Genomic DNA, 16,183 nt, shown 5'->3' with positions numbered 1-16,183 from the left:
CGCATGCGAAACCGTCCGGGCCATAAAGATGCCTAGATCATGATCCGGATCGATCAGGAGGGTCGAACCTAGTGATCCTTCTTCCAGTCGTCGGAATTGACCCAGTAGTCGAGGTTTTTCTGCAGGCGGCCATCGAGGCTTACCTGGTCCAGAAACTGGTTCATCCAGATCAGGAGGTCCTGCTCGTCATAGCGTGTGGCAAACGCCAGCGGCTCCTTTGACAGCATGTCGGGCATGATGGTGAAGCTGCCGGCCGGATAGGCCGTTGACTGGCCCTTCACTGCCGAGACGTCATTGACGCCGCAATCGGCCTGGCCGTTATTGACAGCATCAAGCAGCAGCGGGCCGCCGCCCTTGTAGCTCTTGATCTCGGCGTCGGGGAAGGCGGCCTTGGCCTCTTTCTCGCCGGTAGCACCCAGGAGCACAGCGATCTTGGTGCCCTTGGCCTTGCAGTCGTTGGTCGAGCCGAACTTGCCACCGGCCTTGGTGAAAACGGTGCTGCCGGTGAACATATATGGTTTGGTGAAGGCGACTTTCATCCCCCGCGCCAGCGTCGGCGTCATGTCGGCGACCAGAAGATCAGCTTTGCCGGATAGCAGCGCCGGAATCAGGCCGTCCCAGTCGAAATCAAGGAAGGTGATCTTCACGCCCATTTCCTTGGCCATCAATTCGGCAAGTTCGACCGAACTGCCGGTCCGTTCACCGGCCTTCCCGACCAGGGAGAAGGGAGGGCCTTGTGTCTGCACCGCAACCCGCAACTCACCGCGCTTGGTGATGTCGTCGAGCGTCCCGGCGTTTGCAGCGGCCGCGATACTTGCGAGCGCAAGTGTTGTGATAAAAAGCTTGGCAATCTTCATCTGGCATTCCTCCCTGTTATCGTTGTCGTTCCCACCCTTGGGTGCCTTTTGAACGGCGGTGCCGTTGCCGGCGGCGACCGCGTTCGAAAATCCTCAATCCCAGCTAACCGTCTCGGAAACCCGGATGCCGCGCCTGGCCAATTCGTCGAAGAAGTGGCCGTCCGGCACATGCATCAGCGGGTTGAGCAGGCCGGGCTCGGCGATTTCGCCGCGCGCCAGCATCTGCGCCACGATGCTGGCGGGATAGCCGACGCCGCGGCTCATGCCGAACAGTCCAGAGGTCAGGTCGCGCTCTATGCTCAGGTCCGATGTCACTGTTTTGCGGCGGCCGCCTTTGCTGCCGGAAAAGACATTGCGCATCACGCAAAGATCCTTCTCGTCGGCGCCATACTGCAATTGGGGACCGAGCATCCGGCCGAGAAATTCGCGCGGGCTGGCGCCAAGGCCAGGCACTTTGTCTTCAGAGAGGAAGCCGAGTTCCTTCAGCGGAGCCCAGAACGCCGACCAGCCCGGCCAGCGCAGCGAATAGCGGCCACTGCGCTGCAGCCCCTTGGCAGAGCCGAGCATGCCGGCATAATGGAGCGCATCGCCATTCGGGAAGGCCTCCAGCCTGCCGAGGCCTGCGACCTCGATCTGATGGATGAAGCGATTGTCGTGTTGCCGGCGGGCCGGCACCTCGACCCGCTCGCCGTCCTCGATCAGCACGCTGTCGCGATTCTGGCTCATCAAAACCATGTCGAAGTTCCAGCTCACCTTGTAGCATAGCGGCTTGGTCATCGCTTTCGGCTCGGGGACGCCGCCGCAATAGGAATCGATGGAGGTGATGGTTTCGAATTGCCGGGCGGCCCGCGCATAGAGCACAAGGTCGATGCCGGGGTCGAGCCCGCATTCGGTCATGATCGAAACGCCCGCTGCCGTAGCCGCGGGAGCGAGATCGGCAATGGCCTTGCCGTAATTGGTGGTGACCAGCGGCGTGCACGTGGCGATCGCCGCCAGCACCGCCTCGCGCATCAGCGGCTGTGGCAAGAGGTCGATGACGGCGTCGGCATCCCTGATCACATCCGCCAGCACCGGACCGATCGGACCTTCCGGCACGACGAAACGTATGCGGGTAAGGTCGGTCAGGCCGCCAAGCCGGGCCGCGCCATCCGGCGCGATATCGACACAGACCACTTGCTCGACACCGTCGCTGGCGACGAGATCGGCGATCGCCGCCCGGCCTTGTAGGCCGAGGCCGCCGAGGACCGCGATCTTCATGCGGTTTCCTTTGGCATATTCTCGTCGGACCAGCAGCCTTCCGGCAGGCTGACCCACTTGTTGCATGCGGCCATGACGACGAAGGTCTCGCTGCGCACGATTTCGCCCGGCTCGCCCGCGCCGGGGATCAGCTCGCTGGTGACACGGTAGAGATCGTCAACATCACCGGCCACGGTCACGTCGACGATAATGTCGAAACGTCCGGTGACCACGCAGGCCGAGTTCACGAAAGGCAGCTCGGAGATGCGCTGCGCCAGTTCCCGTGCGCGGCCGCGCCCCTGCGCATTGATGCCGACGATGGCTGAAATCAATTCGGGGCGCTCGGTCAGGTTCAGCAATCCGACGATCTTGAGCAGGTTGCGGCCCACGAGACCGCGCAGCCGCACGCGCACGGTCGGAACCGAGATCGCCATCTTCTCGGCGAGGCGATTGACGCCAAGCTGCGCATCCTGCGACAGCAGCTTGACCAGTCGCCGGTCGGTCTGATCGAGATGTTCGCGCAAAGGCTCTGTCTTTCATAAATGGAAAGAATTTATGGCTCTTTCTTTCTAATATGAAAAAGAGTTTACGAGATTTCGATCTAAATGCAAGTGTATCGTTGATGCATGAAAAGACAATTGGGGCGATCGCGAAGGGTTGGCCAATGCGTTCCTTTTCGCACTGTTTAGTCATGCAATAAAATCGAAATACCCATTGAGGGCTTGTGCGTTGGAGTAACCAGCCGAAACTTCGACACGGGAGTCGCGTGATATTTAGTTAAACCGCCTGCTATGACGCTCCCCTTCGTGAACCCTCCGAAAAGCGAAGCGAGGGCCCCGGCGGCTACGAGCTCGAAATCAAGCCGCGCTGAAGGCACTATGCAGCGCGATGGCCGGAAAGCATTTTTGCGGGAACTGTCAATGAACTCCGAAAATGGATGCTCGTGGCGACCTTTCGATTGTGTCCGTCATTACGGGACGGGTGCATCGAAACCAACACTGAGCTGACATGAGAGGAGTTTCAGCTGATCGCAGTCTTTACCGGTCCGTGAATTATCGGCTTCCATGTTGGGCTCGCGAAGTTCGTAATCGCGAAAGAGCCGTTGGCATTGGAGGCGGTAAATACCCTCTATCCCATAACCCATATGGTCGATCATGTTCAGTTCATGGCGGCGTGAGAAACGGGTTGCAGTAGCGGCGAGGCACCCCTCATGCAGCACATAATCTACGGGCTGGCCCAAGCGCAAAAATACGTGCCCGGAGAGGAACTGTGCAATGGGGGGCGCTCGGATCAGCTGCCCGAAGCGATCCTGCGGGCAGCATTGATGGCGCGGCGGGCGCCGGAGCGCAGTTGCGTGGTCTCGGCGCCGGCAATGACCAGATCGAAGCCGAATTTAAGCAATTCGCCGGCCCGCTCGCCGTCGGCGGCATAGGCGCAGGCGAATTTGCCGTGGGCGCGGCAGCGCGAGACGGCATGCTGCATGGCGCTATCGATCTCCGCGGCGTTCGGCGCCACCTGGTCGCCGTTCGACAGCGCGATCGAAAGGTCGGACGGACCGACGAAGATACCGTCGATGCCGGCAACGCCGAGAATGCCGTCGATCGCCTCGAGCGCCGCCCGGGTTTCGACCATGGCGATGGCGACGGTCAGCGCGTTGGCGTTTTTCAGATAATCGTCGGCGGACAGGCCGGTGTGGTTCAGCGCCAGCGACGGTCCCCAGCTGCGCTCGCCGAGCGGCGGATATTTCGTGGTCCTGACGAAGGCTTGCGCGTCTTCGGCCGAATTGATCATTGGCGCGATGATGCCGGAGGCGCCTGCGTCGAGCAGGCGCGAGGCGGAGGCGAAATCGCCGACCGGTATGCGCGCCAAGGCTGGTTTGCCGGCGAGGCGCACCTGGCCGACGGCGTTTGCTGCCGCCGGCATGTCCCACATACCGTGCTGCATATCCAGTACGACGGCGTCGAAAGCCTCCTGCGCCAGGTGGTTGGCGAGCGTGGCGTCCGGAATACCCACCCAGGCGGAGATCATGCCGCCCTGGTGGTTCCTGATCCGTGCCGCGAAACCGTCGATATCAGCTGCGCTCATGCCATTCTCCTCGATTTCGACAGGCCGCCAACGGCCCTATTTTCACTTCGAGGAATTCTTCGATGCCGAATTCCTGCGAAGCCCTGCACGGTTGCCGGCTCATCCTCGCCGGCGCAGCCGTGAAATCGTTATTGTCACGGCGAGCCCGGCCGCAGCCAGGATGGCTCCCCAGACGATCCAGATGCTTTGGTTGATCATGAAACTGGACGACGGATAGGGAAAATAGCCGCTTCCCTGTGCGACCCAGATCAGTCCCAGGAGGATCATCAGTAGCCCAACGACATATCCGGCAGTTCGCAACATGCTTCGGCCCTTCCGTGTGAATCGATGCCACAATGTCGATCGGCTTCGTTCATGACAAGGCTTCTTTCCCCGCCCGCACATATTCCGGATGCAATACGGCGTCTGGAAGGTCAGGGCCCGTCGGCTTCCTTCACCAGCCAGCTGCTGAGCCTCTCGCTATCGACATTGGCCGATTGCGGCGGGATCAGCCAGTAACCGCGGTCGCGGGACTCGAGCGGCGGCCCGGCTTGCACCAGCATGCGGGCGGAGAGCAGCGTATCGACGAGACCCATCCAGCCGATCGCCACGCCCTGCCCGCTCAGCGCAGCCTGAACGACCAGCGAATAAGTATTGAAGCTTATATCGCCGCGGCCGGCATGGGCGTCGCGAAGGACGGAGAATTCGGTCAGATAACTGCGCCAGTCGAACCAGGGCGATGGCATCGGCGTGTCGAGATGGATTAGAACCGCCTTGGCAAGCTGCCCCGGATCGTCGAACGGGCCATTGCGATCGAGAAAGCCCTGCGTGCAGACCGGCACGACCTTTTCCCGCAGCAGAAGCGTGCCGATGGCGCCGAATTCCGCCCGCGTGCCGAAAACGACCGCAACATCCGCCTCGTCGCGAAAGCCCGCAGCAAACCGCTGCGTCGCGACGATCTGTATATCCGTTTCCGGATGAAGAAGCCGGAAGCCGTCCATGCGCGGGATCAGCCAGAGCGACGAAAAGGCATAGTCGGTTCTCAGCCGGGCGACCGGTCTTTGGGCTTCGGCACGGAAGTTGCGGGCGAGTGCATCGATGTCAGCGACCGCCTTGGCGGCGACCACAAAAAGCCGCTCCCCCGCCGCGGTCAGCTCGACACCGCGATGCTGACGGCGCAGCAGGTTGACGCCGAATTGCTCTTCCAGCCGGCGGATCTGATAGCTGACGGCAGGCTGCGTGAGGCCAAGGGCGCCGGCCGCCGCCGAAAAGCTGCCGAGCCTTGCGACCTCGACGAAGATGCGCATCCATCCAAGTTCCGGCAGACGATCTGACATAAAGAATCCTTTTGGCATCCATCGAAAAATGTCGCCTTTACAAGCGTAATGATAGAAGCTTTGATAAAACCTTCAAATGACAAAAAGGGAAGCCGCATGGCGCGTCCGAATATTCTCATCCTGATGGTCGATCAGTTGAACGGCACCTTGTTTCCCGATGGGCCTGCCGATTTTCTTCATGCGCCGCACCTGAAATCGTTGGCGGAACGTTCCGTTCGTTTCGCCAATGCCTATACCGCAAGCCCGCTCTGCGCACCGGCACGGGCGTCTTTCATGTCCGGGCAATTGCCGAGCCGAACGCGGGTCTATGACAATGCCGCGGAATTCGCCTCCGACATTCCGACCTACGCGCATCATCTGCGCGCCGCCGGATACCAGACGGCGCTTTCCGGCAAGATGCATTTCGTCGGCCCCGACCAGTTGCATGGCTTCGAGGAGCGCCTGACGACAGACATCTATCCGGCCGACTTCGGCTGGACGCCCGACTACAGCAAGCCCGGCGAGCGCATAGACTGGTGGTATCACAATTTGGGTTCAGTGACCGGCGCCGGCGTTGCCGAGATTACCAACCAGATGGAATATGACGACGAGGTCGCCTACCACGCCAGCCGCAAGCTGTTCGACCTCTCACGCGCCCACGACGGACGCCCCTGGTGCCTGACCGTCAGCTTCACCCATCCGCACGATCCCTATGTCGCGCGCCGCAAATTCTGGGACCTCTACGAGGATTGCCCGGTCCTTGACCCGGCGGTGGCGCCGATTGCCTTCGAGCGACAGGACCCGCACTCGCAGCGCCTGATGAAAGCCTGCGACCATGATGCTTTCGACATCAGCCGCGAACAGATCAGGCGGGCAAGGCAGGGCTATTTCGCCAATATCTCCTATGTCGACGAGAAGATCGGCGAGATTCTCGGTGTGCTGGAACGCAGCCGTATGGCCGAGAACACGATCATCCTGTTCGTTTCCGACCATGGCGACATGCTCGGGGACCGCGGCCTCTGGTTCAAGATGAACTTTTTCGAAGGATCGGCCCGCGTTCCGCTGATGATCTCAGTCCCCGGCTGGACACCCAAGCGCATCGATCAGCCTGTCTCCACTCTCGACGTGACGCCGACGCTGGCGGCTCTTGCCGGCATCGATATCGCCTCATTGAAACCATGGACCGAGGGCGAGGATCTGACGGCACTGGCCGAGGGCATCGGCAGCCGTGGGCCGGTACCGATGGAATATGCCGCCGAAGGTTCCGAAGCACCGCTCGTCTGCATCAGGGACGGTCGATACAAGCTTTCGCTCTGCGATAAAGACCCGCCGATGCTGTTCGATCTCGAAGCCGACCCGAGGGAATTGGACAATCTGGCAGCCGACCCGGTCCATGCCGAAACCTTGGCAGGGCTTGCCGACCAGGCCAGGCGGCGTTGGAACCTTGCCGAATTCGACGCCGCCGTGCGTGAAAGCCAAGCGCGCCGCTGGGTGGTCTACGCAGCGCTGCGCAACGGCGCCTATTATCCCTGGGACTATCAACCGCTGCAGAAGGCCTCGGAACGCTATATGCGCAATCACATGGACCTGAACGTGCTGGAGGAAAGCCAGAGGTTTCCGCGTGAGGAATGAGCGAAAACTGCTTCGGGATCAGGCCGTCCTGCGGGCCGGCGCCTCGCGAAGGAAATCCTCGATGAACTGCTTTTGCAGCAGGATGCCGTCCCATTCGTCGGGAAAAAACGGTGAGTCGTAGATTAGCGTGAAGGGGCCGGCGTAACCGGCCCTTTCGCACATTTCCAGGCACTTGCGGTAATCGTCGGCATCGAGGCCGCCAACACTGTAGTCGGCCTTAGCGTGGCAGATCTCGGCACGGCGCATGATGTCGGCCAGGCCTTCATATTTCGCGGGCGCTGCCCAATTGCCGAGGTCGCCGTTGAGGCCGACCTTGCCGTCCAGCCGGTCCAGCAGCCAGTTCATCTCGACCGGCGACGGCAGCAGGTCGAACCAGTTCTCGACGACGACACGCACGCCGCTGCCTTCCGCTTCGTCTGCCAGCCAGTTCAGGTGTCGGGCGGCGCGGCTAAGATTTTCGTCCGTCGGCGTCTGTTTGCCGGCGATGACGCGCATCCGCTGCGCCCCGAGGGAAGCGGCAGTGTCGATCCACTCCGCCATCCATTTGACGTCGCGTTCGGCCGTCTCGGCATGGCTCGGATCGCCATCCTCGACGAGCAGCGTCTGAAACAGCACGTTCGACGACGCCAGCGCATCGCGCAATTCGCCGAGATAGCCGGCGTCGAGGCTCGGCAGATGGAAGGAACATACCTCAAGCCGGTTGATGCCGCGCGCCGCCAGCGCCGCAGGCATGTCGATCAAGGCCGCCGCGCCAGGGCCATAGGGTTCCCTGGGCGCCGCGCTTTTGTCAGGATCGGGGCTATAGCCGTGGACGGCACCGAGCAGCCGATGCAATGACCACGTCGAAACCGCGAAGCGTCCGTTTTGCATATCCTGCACGTACTTTCCTCCAGCATCTCCTGAGGCCATCAATCGCAACAAAAACCCGGTAGTTCAATGGCCATTTCAGGCGAAATCGCCACGCACGACCGGGTCGGCGGCAAGGGCAACGCCGAGCAGCACCTCATCGCGACGGGCGGTGGCCGAGAGCAGCAGGCCGACCGGCATGCCCGCCTCGCCGGTACCGCAAGGAATGGAAACGCCGCACCAGTCGAGGAAATTGCCGAGCGCGGTGTTGCGCAACGTCTTGTTGTTCGTCGCGAAGAACAGTTCGTCGTCCTGCTCCAACGGACCAATCGGCGGAGCGATATGGGCGACGGTCGGAAAAGCGAGCAGCCGGTGGCCGACAAGGCGCTCGACTTCCGCGATCAGGCGGCTGCGCGCCTCGAGGATCGCCAGGTAATCGGCCAGTGTCGTCCTGCTTCCCAAGCGGGTGCGCATGACGACACGGTGATCCATCCTGTCCGCGTCCGGCCCGGCCAAGCGTTCACGGTGAAGCGCGAAAGCCTCCGCCGTCACCAGCGGACCATATCTCGTCATCAGATCGAAAATCTCGTCGAAGGCGGGAATGACGGCGCGGGCGACATGGACTCCGGCCTTTTGAAGACGTTCCAAAGCTGCCTCGAACGCGGCAATCACGCCCGGTTCGGCCCCGTCGAAAACGACATTCTCGGGCACGAGCAATTCCAGTCCTTGCAGCGGGCGCTCAGCGGCGTCAGGTGCCGTCAGCCCGCGCATCGCCGCATCGATCCAGACTGCGTCCCTGACGGTGCGGCAGAGCGGTCCCAACGAATCCAGGCTCTTTGCCAGCGGATAGACGCCCTCCATCGCGTGACGGCCCCGGGTTGCCTTGTAGCCGACGATGCCGTTCAGGGCGGCGGGAATACGCACTGAGCCGCCGGTATCCGTGCCCATGGCGACCGGCACCAGCCCGGCGGCGACCGCAACACCGGCGCCGGAAGACGAGCCGCCCGGAATGCGCCGGAGGTCGGTGCCGCGTGGATTGACCGGCGTGCCGTAATGCGGATTGATGCCGAGGCCCGAAAAGGCGAATTCGCTCATATTGGTGCGGCCGATAGCGACCATGCCCGCCTGCCTGAGGAAAGCGACGACGGCCGCATCGCGCTCGGCCGGCGCCTCCCCGCCCAGCACGACGGAACCCGCGGTTGTCGGCAGGCCTTCGATGTCGAAAAGATCCTTCCAGGCGATCGGAATGCCATCCAGCAATCCGAGCGAGCGCCCTTCCCGCAAACGCCTGGAGGCGGCGCGCGCCTCATCCATCCCCCGGCTTTCCAGCAGCGTGGTGAAAACGGCTTTGTCGGCGTAATCGGCGATGGATTCGAAGACAGCCTCGGCCACATCGACCGGATCGGCAGCACCACTTTGGATGAGGACGGAAAGCTGCGCGACCGACATCGCGCCGAAAGATTTACTCATGGGACGATCCACAGAAAGATGACCCCCTGGATTACCCCGGATCATTCCGGCGAACCAGAGCTTCACGTTATTTTGCATTTTATTAGTGCGATTTTCTGAACACTGAGTTTGCAGAATGCCCCTTCAATTGCCGCGATCGAAGACACACATGATGCACGCATGCAGAGCAGGTCCATAGTTTACTCTCGAGAGACCGGCGCCGCATGTGTTGCAGGAGTATTTAGAAATGACAGATTGTGAAGCTTTGAGCCGTCGCCAGGATATGGTGACCCATCATGTGAAAGAGGACGAAACCGCCGGCGCAGGCGAGCGCGACTATGTTGACCATGTCAGCGCTCAGAAGCTGTCGGCCTTCGAGCGCCTGGTCGTCGTCGGCGCATTGGTTCTGTTGAGCTTTGCGGGTTTTGCCGCATACTCTTCCGGCAATACGGACCCAATGACGACATCGGCCATTGCCGCCCCCGCGGACGACAACACGCCGCATCATCAGCCTTACGGCCATTGCCGTGAGAGCAGCCCCTATGCTGAGAGGGTCTGCTGACAGCAGGCCTATTTCGCCGGGCAAAAACGCGTTTCGCCGGGCATGGAGACCTTGGCCCAGGCTGCATCGACAGCAGAAAAAGGGAAAAGGACCATGGCCGGTGATATCGATTACAATCTCGACCGCTTCATCGATGCCCAGAACGGCATTTACGAACAAGCGCTCTCCGAGCTGAAAGCCGGGCGCAAAACGTCCCATTGGATGTGGTTCATCTTCCCGCAGATCGCCGGTCTCGGCACGTCGGCAATGGCCGAAAAATATGCGATCCGCTCGGCTGAGGAAGCCGCCGCCTATCTTGCCGACCCCATTCTCTCAAGCCGGCTGCTGCGCTGCGTCGAGGCGATTTTGTCGGTCGACGGCCGATCGGCGCATGAGATCCTCGGTTCACCCGACGACCTGAAGCTGCGATCCTCGATGACCTTGTTTTCCGCGATCAGCGACCATGGCTCGCCCTTTCACCGAATGATCGAGCATTTCTATCAAGGGAAATTCGACGAACGGACGATGGAAATCCTCCGGACTTAGAACAGGTAGATTTTAGGCCCGGTCGGCCCAATGTCGTCCGAGACCGCCCACAGTTTCGGCATCATGCTCTAGCTCTCTAATTTAGAACAGGATTCAGATTTTAGGCCGACCGGGCCTGAAATCATCCTGTTCTAGCGGCCCGGCCTGCTTCCAGCGCAGCTATCTCGTCGGAGATTTCGCTCAGCCGCTGACGCAGATCGTTGTCGGTGCCGTCATCGACTTCTTCCTCGCCGAAACAATAGCGGGCGTCGTGAAGCTCCAGCTTGGCCTCGAGCTCGGCGCGTTTGGCATATAGGCGCTTGAGATAGACGTAGTTCATCTCCCGGTCTCCACTTGTCCTCCGGTTATGGATCAACGGTGTGAGAGCGGTAAGGTTCCCGAAGGATTGTTCAGGCGAAAGAAGCGATCGCCGCGTTGCAGGCCTTGGCGAAATGACCGCAGCAGCCGGCAGCACCCATGGCCTGGCGGCTGACACGCGCCCCCTCGAGCAGCAACGTCAACGTATCGGCAAGAAGCTCAGGCTCGCGCGCATCGGCCGCCGAACAGAGGGCGGCCAGGCGATCGCGCTGTTCGGCTTTGTGCCGTTCGATCATCTCGTGGGCGGGATGGCCCTCGCCCTTCAGCTCGATGGCGGCATTGGCGAGATCGCAACCGGCGGGCTCGCCGTTCAGACATTGCGCCCGCGTTTCCACCCAAGCATACAGCTGAGCGCGCGGATTGCCGGGACAGGCCGTCTCCAGCTCGCGCCAGATCGCACCCGCCTTTTCCGAGGCGCGGCGCAGCGTCTCGCAGACGAGTTCGTCCTTCGAGCCAAAATGCCGGTAGAGCGTCATCTTGTTGGTCAGAGCCGCGTCGGCGATGGCATCGACGCCGATGCCGCGGATGCCGCGCTCGCGGAAAAGCTCCGACGCGGTCGAGACGATACGCTCCCGCGGCGGGATGCGATCTTCTGGAACGGCTGCGGAGGTTTCATTCGAAGTTTCTGATTTTTTTGCGGACGTAGTCCTTGACATCAATGTGACCGATCGGTAACAAATGCATTGTTACTTACCGGTAACACCACGAAACGCGAAAGTCAATGTCGAGAACACGGCAGCGGAAAGTGGAACACGGGCGACCGCCCACGAAAGGAGGACAACCATGAGAAAGACCAGAGACGACCTGACGATATCCGAAGCCCTTCGCGACCCCCTGATCGCCATGGTGTTGCGCGCCGACGGCGTGAAGCTTGAAGATTTCAAGCAACTCCTGGAGACGGCCGCCGGTAAACGCGAACCGCGCTCGACCTCAGTGGGCAACATGATCGGAGCGCTCGCAAGCCGCGCCAATCTTCCGGCGATGCCCTGCTTCGGCTGAACAATCCGCTTGAAAATTTCGGGGGATCTTTCCCTGCCCCCGTCAAGGGCTGCCGTCATAAAGAGGCGGCGGCCCTTGCTGCTTGATCGTAATGCCCGGAAAGCGCCCGGAGCGTCGCCGCCACGGCCGATGTCGCCGCGGCATCGAGCCCGACCCCCTTCATAGACTCCACCAGCAGCGCCTCTCGCACCGCCCGGTATTTCAGGCAGGTTTCAACGCCCTTTTCGGTGGCGGCGATCAGTTTCTCCTTGCCTGCCCGAGCGCTTGTCACGAGGCCGCGCCTTTCCAGCTTCTTGATCGCGTAGATCACCAGATGTGTATCCTCGACGCCGAGCACACTGCAGAGATCGCCGAGCCGCTTCGGCCGCTGCCTGTGGGCCACCGAATGCAGCACCAGCACGTCGATTGCAGCACAGCCGGGCTCGCCCGCCGCCGTCATGCAGCGGACCATCCAGCGATCGAAGGCATTGCCGGCGAGGATCAGGCCGAATTCCAGCTCCGAAAGAGCCGGCAGCGCTCCATCTGCCAGATGTGCGGAGGAGACGATCGGCCCGATTTCCTGTCGCCCGCGCTGATCTGCCATGTCGCCCCTCCATGATTTCGAGAAGATAACGTTGACATTTTATCGATAAATCGTCAATAAATTTTCAGTTCAATGGGAGGCCGGATGATGGGCAGACAGTGGGATTTCTGGGTCGATCGCGGCGGCACTTTCACCGATATCGTCGCGCGCCGTCCCGACGGTTCGCTCACCGCCCACAAGCTGCTCTCGGAAAATCCGGAAGCCTATCGCGACCCGGCGGTGCACGGGATCCGTGAGCTGTTTGGTGTGACAGCCGGCCAGCCAATCCCTTCCGAGCTTATCGGTGCGGTGAAAATGGGAACGACGGTCGCCACCAATGCGCTTTTGGAACGCAAGGGCGATCCGACCCTGCTGGTGACGACGAAGGGCTTTCGCGATGCGCTGGAGATCGGCTACCAGGCCCGCGCCGATATCTTCGCCAAGAAGATCGTCAAACCAGAACTGCTCTATGCCGACGTTATCGAGGCCGAGGAGCGCGTGCTGGCGGACGGCACGGTGGAACGCGTCCTCGATGAACATGTCTTGCGGCAAGCACTGGAAGCCGCCTATACCAACGGCCTGCGCGCCGTTGCCATCGTCTTCATGCATGCCTACCGCTACCCCCAGCATGAGCAGCAGGCCGCCGCCATCGCGCACGCGATCGGCTTCACGCAGATCTCGCCGTCGCACGTGGTTTCACCGCTAATCAAGCTCGTCGGCCGCGGCGACACTGCCGTCGTCGACGCCTATCTGTCACCGGTTCTTCGGCGCTATGTCGATCAGGTCGCCGCCGAACTCGGCACCGTCGAGGGAGAAGGTCCGAAGCTGATGTTCATGCAGTCCTCCGGCGGGCTGACCGATGCGCATCTCTTCCAGGGAAAGGACGCGATCCTCTCGGGCCCCGCCGGCGGGGTGGTGGGCGCGGTCGAGGTCTCGCGCATCGCCGGTTTCATCAAGATGATCGGCTTCGACATGGGCGGCACCTCAACCGACGTCTCGCATTACGACGGTGAACTGGAACGCGCCTTCGAGACCGAAGTCGCCGGCGTGCGGATGCGCGCGCCGATGATGAAGATCCATACCGTCGCTGCCGGCGGCGGTTCGATCTTGAGCTATGACGGTTCGCGCTTCCGCGTCGGCCCTGAATCGGCCGGTGCGACACCCGGCCCGATATCCTATCGGCGCGGCGGCCCGCTCACCGTTACCGATGCCAACATCATGGCCGGCAAGCTGCTGCCGGAATTCTTCCCTGAAATCTTCGGCCCGTTGCAGGACCTGCCGCTCGATGCCGAGACAGTGCGCGCCGCCTTCGCCGAAATGGCGCAGACGATCGGCGGCGGGCGGACGGCGGAAGATGTCGCCGACGGTTTTCTCGCCATCGCCGTCGAGAACATGGCCAACGCCATCAAGAAGATCTCCGTCCAGCGCGGTTATGACGTTTCGGACTATGCGCTCACCTGCTTCGGCGGTGCCGGCGGCCAGCATGCCTGCCTCGTCGCCGACAGCCTCGGCATGAAGACCGTGCTGATCCACCCCTTCTCCGGCATTCTCTCGGCCTATGGCATGGGTCTTGCCGATATCCGCGCCACGCGCCAGCGCGCGGTGCTGACGGAACTCGCCGCAGCGTTGATGACGATCGCCGACGTCCGGGCCGGGTTGGCCGAGGAGGTGCGCGAGGAGTTGACGCTGCAGGGTGTCGAGGCTGCCGACATGGAGATCGTCACCCGGCTGCACCTGCAATACAAAGGCACCGACACCGCCCTGCCCGTCGCCTTCGGGCCGCAGGAGGAAATGGCGCAGGCCTTTGCCGCCGCCCATAAGAAGCAGTTCGGCTTCATCTTCGAAGACCGGCCTGTTGTCGTCGATTCCATCGAGGTCGAGGGCATTGGCGGCGGCGCCGACATCGAGGAGGCGGACATACAGGCGGAAGCCTTCGAGCCGGAAGCCCTGCGCACAACCCGCTTCTATTCCGGCGGAACATGGCGCGAAGCCGGCATTTTCAGGCGCGACGGGCTGAAGCCGGGCGCCGTCCTCAAGGGCCCCGCCCTCATCATCGAACCGCATCAGACGATCGTTGTCGAAGCCGGCTGGCAGGCACGGCTTACCGGCCACGACCATATCGTGCTCACCCGCGAGATCCCGCTGTCGCGCAATGCGGCGATCGGCACCAGCGCCGATCCGGTCATGCTCGAAGTCTTCAACAATCTGTTCATGGCGATCGCCGAGCAGATGGGGGTGACGCTGCAGAACACTGCTCATTCGGTCAACATCAAGGAGCGGCTCGATTTCTCCTGCGCCGTCTTCGACCGCACCGGCGCGCTCGTCGCCAATGCGCCGCATATGCCGGTGCATCTCGGCTCGATGGACCGGTCGGTCGAAACGATCATCCGCCTCAATGAAGGCCGCATCCGCCCGGGCGACGTCTTCGCGCTCAACGCTCCCTACAATGGCGGCACGCATCTGCCCGACATCACCGTCGTCACGCCTGTTTTCGACGATCCGGGCGAAGTCATCCTCTTCTACGTCGCCTCGCGCGGTCATCATGCCGATATCGGCGGCAAGGCGCCGGGCTCGATGACGCCGAGGGCGACGAAGGTCGACGAGGAAGGCGTGCTGATCGACAATTTCCTGCTGGTCGACGAAGGCCGTTTCCGTGAGGGCGACTTCGCAGCGATGCTGCAGGACCATCCCTACCCTGCCCGCAATCCGGCCCAGAACGTCGCCGACGTCAAGGCGCAGATCGCCGCCAACGAAAAGGGCGTGCAGGAATTGCGCAAGATGGTCTCCCATTTCGGGCTCGACGTCGTCGAGGCGTATATGGGCCATGTGCAGGACAATGCCGAAGAGAGCGTCCGCCGGGTGATCGCCCGTCTGAGCGACAGCGAATTCACCTATCCCACCGACCAGGGCGCCGTCATCAAGGTGAAGATCACCGTCGACAGAAAAGCGCGTGAGGCGACGGTCGATTTCACCGGCACGAGCGAGCAGCAGCCGACCAATTTCAATGCGCCGGAACCAGTGACGCGCGCCGCCGTGCTTTATGTCTTCCGGGTCATGGTCGAGCAGCCGATCCCGATGAATGCCGGCTGCCTGCGGCCGATCCGGATCATCGTGCCCGATGGCTCGATGCTGCGTCCGGCCTATCCGGCCGCCGTCGTCGCCGGCAATGTCGAGACCAGCCAGCATGTGACCAATGCGCTGTTCGGGGCGCTCGGAACGCTGGCGGCAGCGCAGGGCTCGATGAACAACCTGACCTTCGGCAACGCCGTTTATCAATATTACGAGACGATCTGCGCCGGCGGACCAGCCGGTCTGCTCAACGACGGCACCGGCTTCAGCGGCGCCGATGGTGTGCACACCCATATGACCAACTCACGGCTGACCGATCCTGAGGTGCTGGAATTCCGTTTTCCCGTCGTGCTCGAAGATTTCCACATCCGCCGCGGCTCCGGCGGCAAGGGAAAGTATAGCTCCGGCGGCGGAACTGAGCGCAGCATCCGCTTCCTTGAGATGATGGATTGCAGCATTCTCTCCTCGCATCGCATGATCCGGCCGTTCGGCCTCTTCGGCGGGGAAGACGGGCAATTGGGAAAAACCGAGATCCGTCGCGCGGACGGCAATGTCGAAAGGCTGGAGGGCGCTGACCAGGCAATGCTCGCCGCCGGCGACGCCGTGATCGTCACGACACCGACCGGCGGTGGCTACGGCAAGACATAGGTGCACTTGACGCCACAGCCAACTTTTGCCGCGTGCAGGACTGTAAGATCGTTTGGCTGTT

General features: G+C 61.9%; 16 protein-coding genes. 5 read left to right on the top strand and 11 right to left on the bottom strand.

All coding sequences use genetic code 11. The features are described 5' to 3' along the window. Positions 1-68: 68 nt before the first annotated feature. The 6 genes from HJB83_RS11495 to HJB83_RS11470 all read right to left on the bottom strand — a co-directional run bounded on the left by HJB83_RS11495 (position 69) and on the right by HJB83_RS11470 (position 5,494). Positions 69-857, bottom strand: a complete 789-nt coding sequence (locus HJB83_RS11495) for an ABC transporter substrate-binding protein (protein ID WP_207585218.1) — start codon at positions 855-857, stop codon at positions 69-71. Positions 858-950: 93 nt separating this feature from the next. Further along, positions 951-2,114, bottom strand: a complete 1,164-nt coding sequence (locus HJB83_RS11490) for a saccharopine dehydrogenase family protein (protein WP_221131896.1) — start codon at positions 2,112-2,114, stop codon at positions 951-953. Further along, a complete protein-coding gene (locus HJB83_RS11485; protein WP_221131895.1) occupies positions 2,111-2,617 on the bottom strand; it encodes an Lrp/AsnC family transcriptional regulator in 507 nt (168 codons plus the stop codon). Before HJB83_RS11485 ends, HJB83_RS11490 begins: the two co-directional genes overlap by 4 nt. 766 nt (positions 2,618-3,383) lie before the next feature. Next, a complete protein-coding gene (locus tag HJB83_RS11480; protein ID WP_207585215.1) occupies positions 3,384-4,178 on the bottom strand; it encodes an HpcH/HpaI aldolase/citrate lyase family protein in 795 nt (264 codons plus the stop codon). A gap of 99 nt (positions 4,179-4,277) precedes the next feature. Then, positions 4,278-4,481: a hypothetical protein gene (locus HJB83_RS11475; protein ID WP_207585214.1), complete on the bottom strand. Its 204-nt coding sequence runs from the start codon at positions 4,479-4,481 to the stop codon at positions 4,278-4,280. Between the two features lie 110 nt (positions 4,482-4,591). Then, positions 4,592-5,494 (bottom strand): choline sulfate utilization transcriptional regulator, encoded by a 903-nt coding sequence (locus tag HJB83_RS11470; protein ID WP_221115693.1) that lies wholly within the window; start codon positions 5,492-5,494, stop codon positions 4,592-4,594. 96 nt (positions 5,495-5,590) lie between these two features. Between HJB83_RS11470 and betC the strand changes: the two genes are divergently transcribed. After that, a complete protein-coding gene (gene betC / locus HJB83_RS11465; protein ID WP_207585212.1) occupies positions 5,591-7,105 on the top strand; it encodes a choline-sulfatase in 1,515 nt (504 codons plus the stop codon). An 18-nt stretch (positions 7,106-7,123) separates the two neighbouring features. Here the strand turns inward: betC and HJB83_RS11460 are convergent, their stop codons facing one another. Together HJB83_RS11460 and HJB83_RS11455 are read right to left on the bottom strand one after the other, a co-directional pair. Further along, a complete protein-coding gene (locus HJB83_RS11460; protein ID WP_207585211.1) occupies positions 7,124-7,984 on the bottom strand; it encodes a sugar phosphate isomerase/epimerase in 861 nt (286 codons plus the stop codon). Between the two features lie 66 nt (positions 7,985-8,050). After that, positions 8,051-9,421, bottom strand: coding sequence for an amidase (locus HJB83_RS11455; protein ID WP_221131894.1), 1,371 nt, complete (start codon positions 9,419-9,421; stop codon positions 8,051-8,053). A gap of 262 nt (positions 9,422-9,683) precedes the next feature. On the opposite strand from HJB83_RS11455, the gene HJB83_RS11450 reads away from it, so the two are divergent. Then, entirely contained in the window at positions 9,684-9,962 is a 279-nt protein-coding gene (locus HJB83_RS11450; protein ID WP_207585629.1) for a hypothetical protein, read from the top strand. A 93-nt stretch (positions 9,963-10,055) separates the two neighbouring features. Further along, positions 10,056-10,487 (top strand): DUF1810 domain-containing protein, encoded by a 432-nt coding sequence (locus HJB83_RS11445; protein ID WP_207585209.1) that lies wholly within the window; start codon positions 10,056-10,058, stop codon positions 10,485-10,487. Between the two features lie 121 nt (positions 10,488-10,608). Here HJB83_RS11445 and HJB83_RS11440 read toward each other — a convergent pair whose 3' ends face one another. Continuing rightward, positions 10,609-10,806: a hypothetical protein gene (locus tag HJB83_RS11440; protein ID WP_207585208.1), complete on the bottom strand. Its 198-nt coding sequence runs from the start codon at positions 10,804-10,806 to the stop codon at positions 10,609-10,611. 70 nt (positions 10,807-10,876) lie between these two features. After that, the gene (locus HJB83_RS11435) at positions 10,877-11,500 is read right to left on the bottom strand and encodes a TetR/AcrR family transcriptional regulator (protein ID WP_207585619.1); all 624 of its coding nucleotides are present in this window, start codon (positions 11,498-11,500) and stop codon (positions 10,877-10,879) included. A gap of 127 nt (positions 11,501-11,627) precedes the next feature. Here HJB83_RS11435 and HJB83_RS11430 point away from each other — a divergent pair, with 127 nt between their 5' ends. Further along, positions 11,628-11,843, top strand: coding sequence for a hypothetical protein (locus HJB83_RS11430; protein ID WP_007627616.1), 216 nt, complete (start codon positions 11,628-11,630; stop codon positions 11,841-11,843). A gap of 55 nt (positions 11,844-11,898) precedes the next feature. Here HJB83_RS11430 and HJB83_RS11425 read toward each other — a convergent pair whose 3' ends face one another. Further along, on the bottom strand, positions 11,899-12,426 hold the full coding sequence (locus HJB83_RS11425; protein WP_207585618.1) for a winged helix DNA-binding protein: 528 nt from the start codon (positions 12,424-12,426) through the stop codon (positions 11,899-11,901). 87 nt (positions 12,427-12,513) lie between these two features. Between HJB83_RS11425 and HJB83_RS11420 the strand changes: the two genes are divergently transcribed. After that, complete coding sequence (locus tag HJB83_RS11420) at positions 12,514-16,122, top strand: hydantoinase B/oxoprolinase family protein (protein ID WP_221131956.1); 3,609 nt, start codon at positions 12,514-12,516, stop codon at positions 16,120-16,122. Positions 16,123-16,183 lie beyond the last annotated feature (61 nt).

Source organism: Rhizobium sp. NZLR11 (assembly GCF_019685115.1).
Lineage (GTDB): Bacteria > Pseudomonadota > Alphaproteobacteria > Rhizobiales > Rhizobiaceae > Rhizobium.
The sequence above is the reverse complement of the archived record's forward strand: the minus strand, read 5'-3'. Positions and strand labels throughout refer to the sequence as shown.

What these genes read in the sequence shown, in the direction of transcription:
- HJB83_RS11495 (WP_207585218.1), bottom strand. Translation starts at nt 857, where the DNA reads ATGAAGATTGCCAAGCTTTTTATCACAACACTTGCGCTCGCAAGTATC.
- HJB83_RS11490 (WP_221131896.1), bottom strand. Translation starts at nt 2,114, where the DNA reads ATGAAGATCGCGGTCCTCGGCGGCCTCGGCCTACAAGGCCGGGCGGCG.
- HJB83_RS11480 (WP_207585215.1), bottom strand. Translation starts at nt 4,178, where the DNA reads ATGAGCGCAGCTGATATCGACGGTTTCGCGGCACGGATCAGGAACCAC.
- HJB83_RS11475 (WP_207585214.1), bottom strand. Translation starts at nt 4,481, where the DNA reads ATGTTGCGAACTGCCGGATATGTCGTTGGGCTACTGATGATCCTCCTG.
- HJB83_RS11470 (WP_221115693.1), bottom strand. Translation starts at nt 5,494, where the DNA reads ATGTCAGATCGTCTGCCGGAACTTGGATGGATGCGCATCTTCGTCGAG.
- betC (WP_207585212.1), top strand. Translation starts at nt 5,591, where the DNA reads ATGGCGCGTCCGAATATTCTCATCCTGATGGTCGATCAGTTGAACGGC.
- HJB83_RS11455 (WP_221131894.1), bottom strand. Translation starts at nt 9,421, where the DNA reads ATGAGTAAATCTTTCGGCGCGATGTCGGTCGCGCAGCTTTCCGTCCTC.
- HJB83_RS11450 (WP_207585629.1), top strand. Translation starts at nt 9,684, where the DNA reads ATGGTGACCCATCATGTGAAAGAGGACGAAACCGCCGGCGCAGGCGAG.
- HJB83_RS11445 (WP_207585209.1), top strand. Translation starts at nt 10,056, where the DNA reads ATGGCCGGTGATATCGATTACAATCTCGACCGCTTCATCGATGCCCAG.
- HJB83_RS11440 (WP_207585208.1), bottom strand. Translation starts at nt 10,806, where the DNA reads ATGAACTACGTCTATCTCAAGCGCCTATATGCCAAACGCGCCGAGCTC.
- HJB83_RS11435 (WP_207585619.1), bottom strand. Translation starts at nt 11,500, where the DNA reads ATGTCAAGGACTACGTCCGCAAAAAAATCAGAAACTTCGAATGAAACC.
- HJB83_RS11430 (WP_007627616.1), top strand. Translation starts at nt 11,628, where the DNA reads ATGAGAAAGACCAGAGACGACCTGACGATATCCGAAGCCCTTCGCGAC.
- HJB83_RS11425 (WP_207585618.1), bottom strand. Translation starts at nt 12,426, where the DNA reads ATGGCAGATCAGCGCGGGCGACAGGAAATCGGGCCGATCGTCTCCTCC.
- HJB83_RS11420 (WP_221131956.1), top strand. Translation starts at nt 12,514, where the DNA reads ATGGGCAGACAGTGGGATTTCTGGGTCGATCGCGGCGGCACTTTCACC.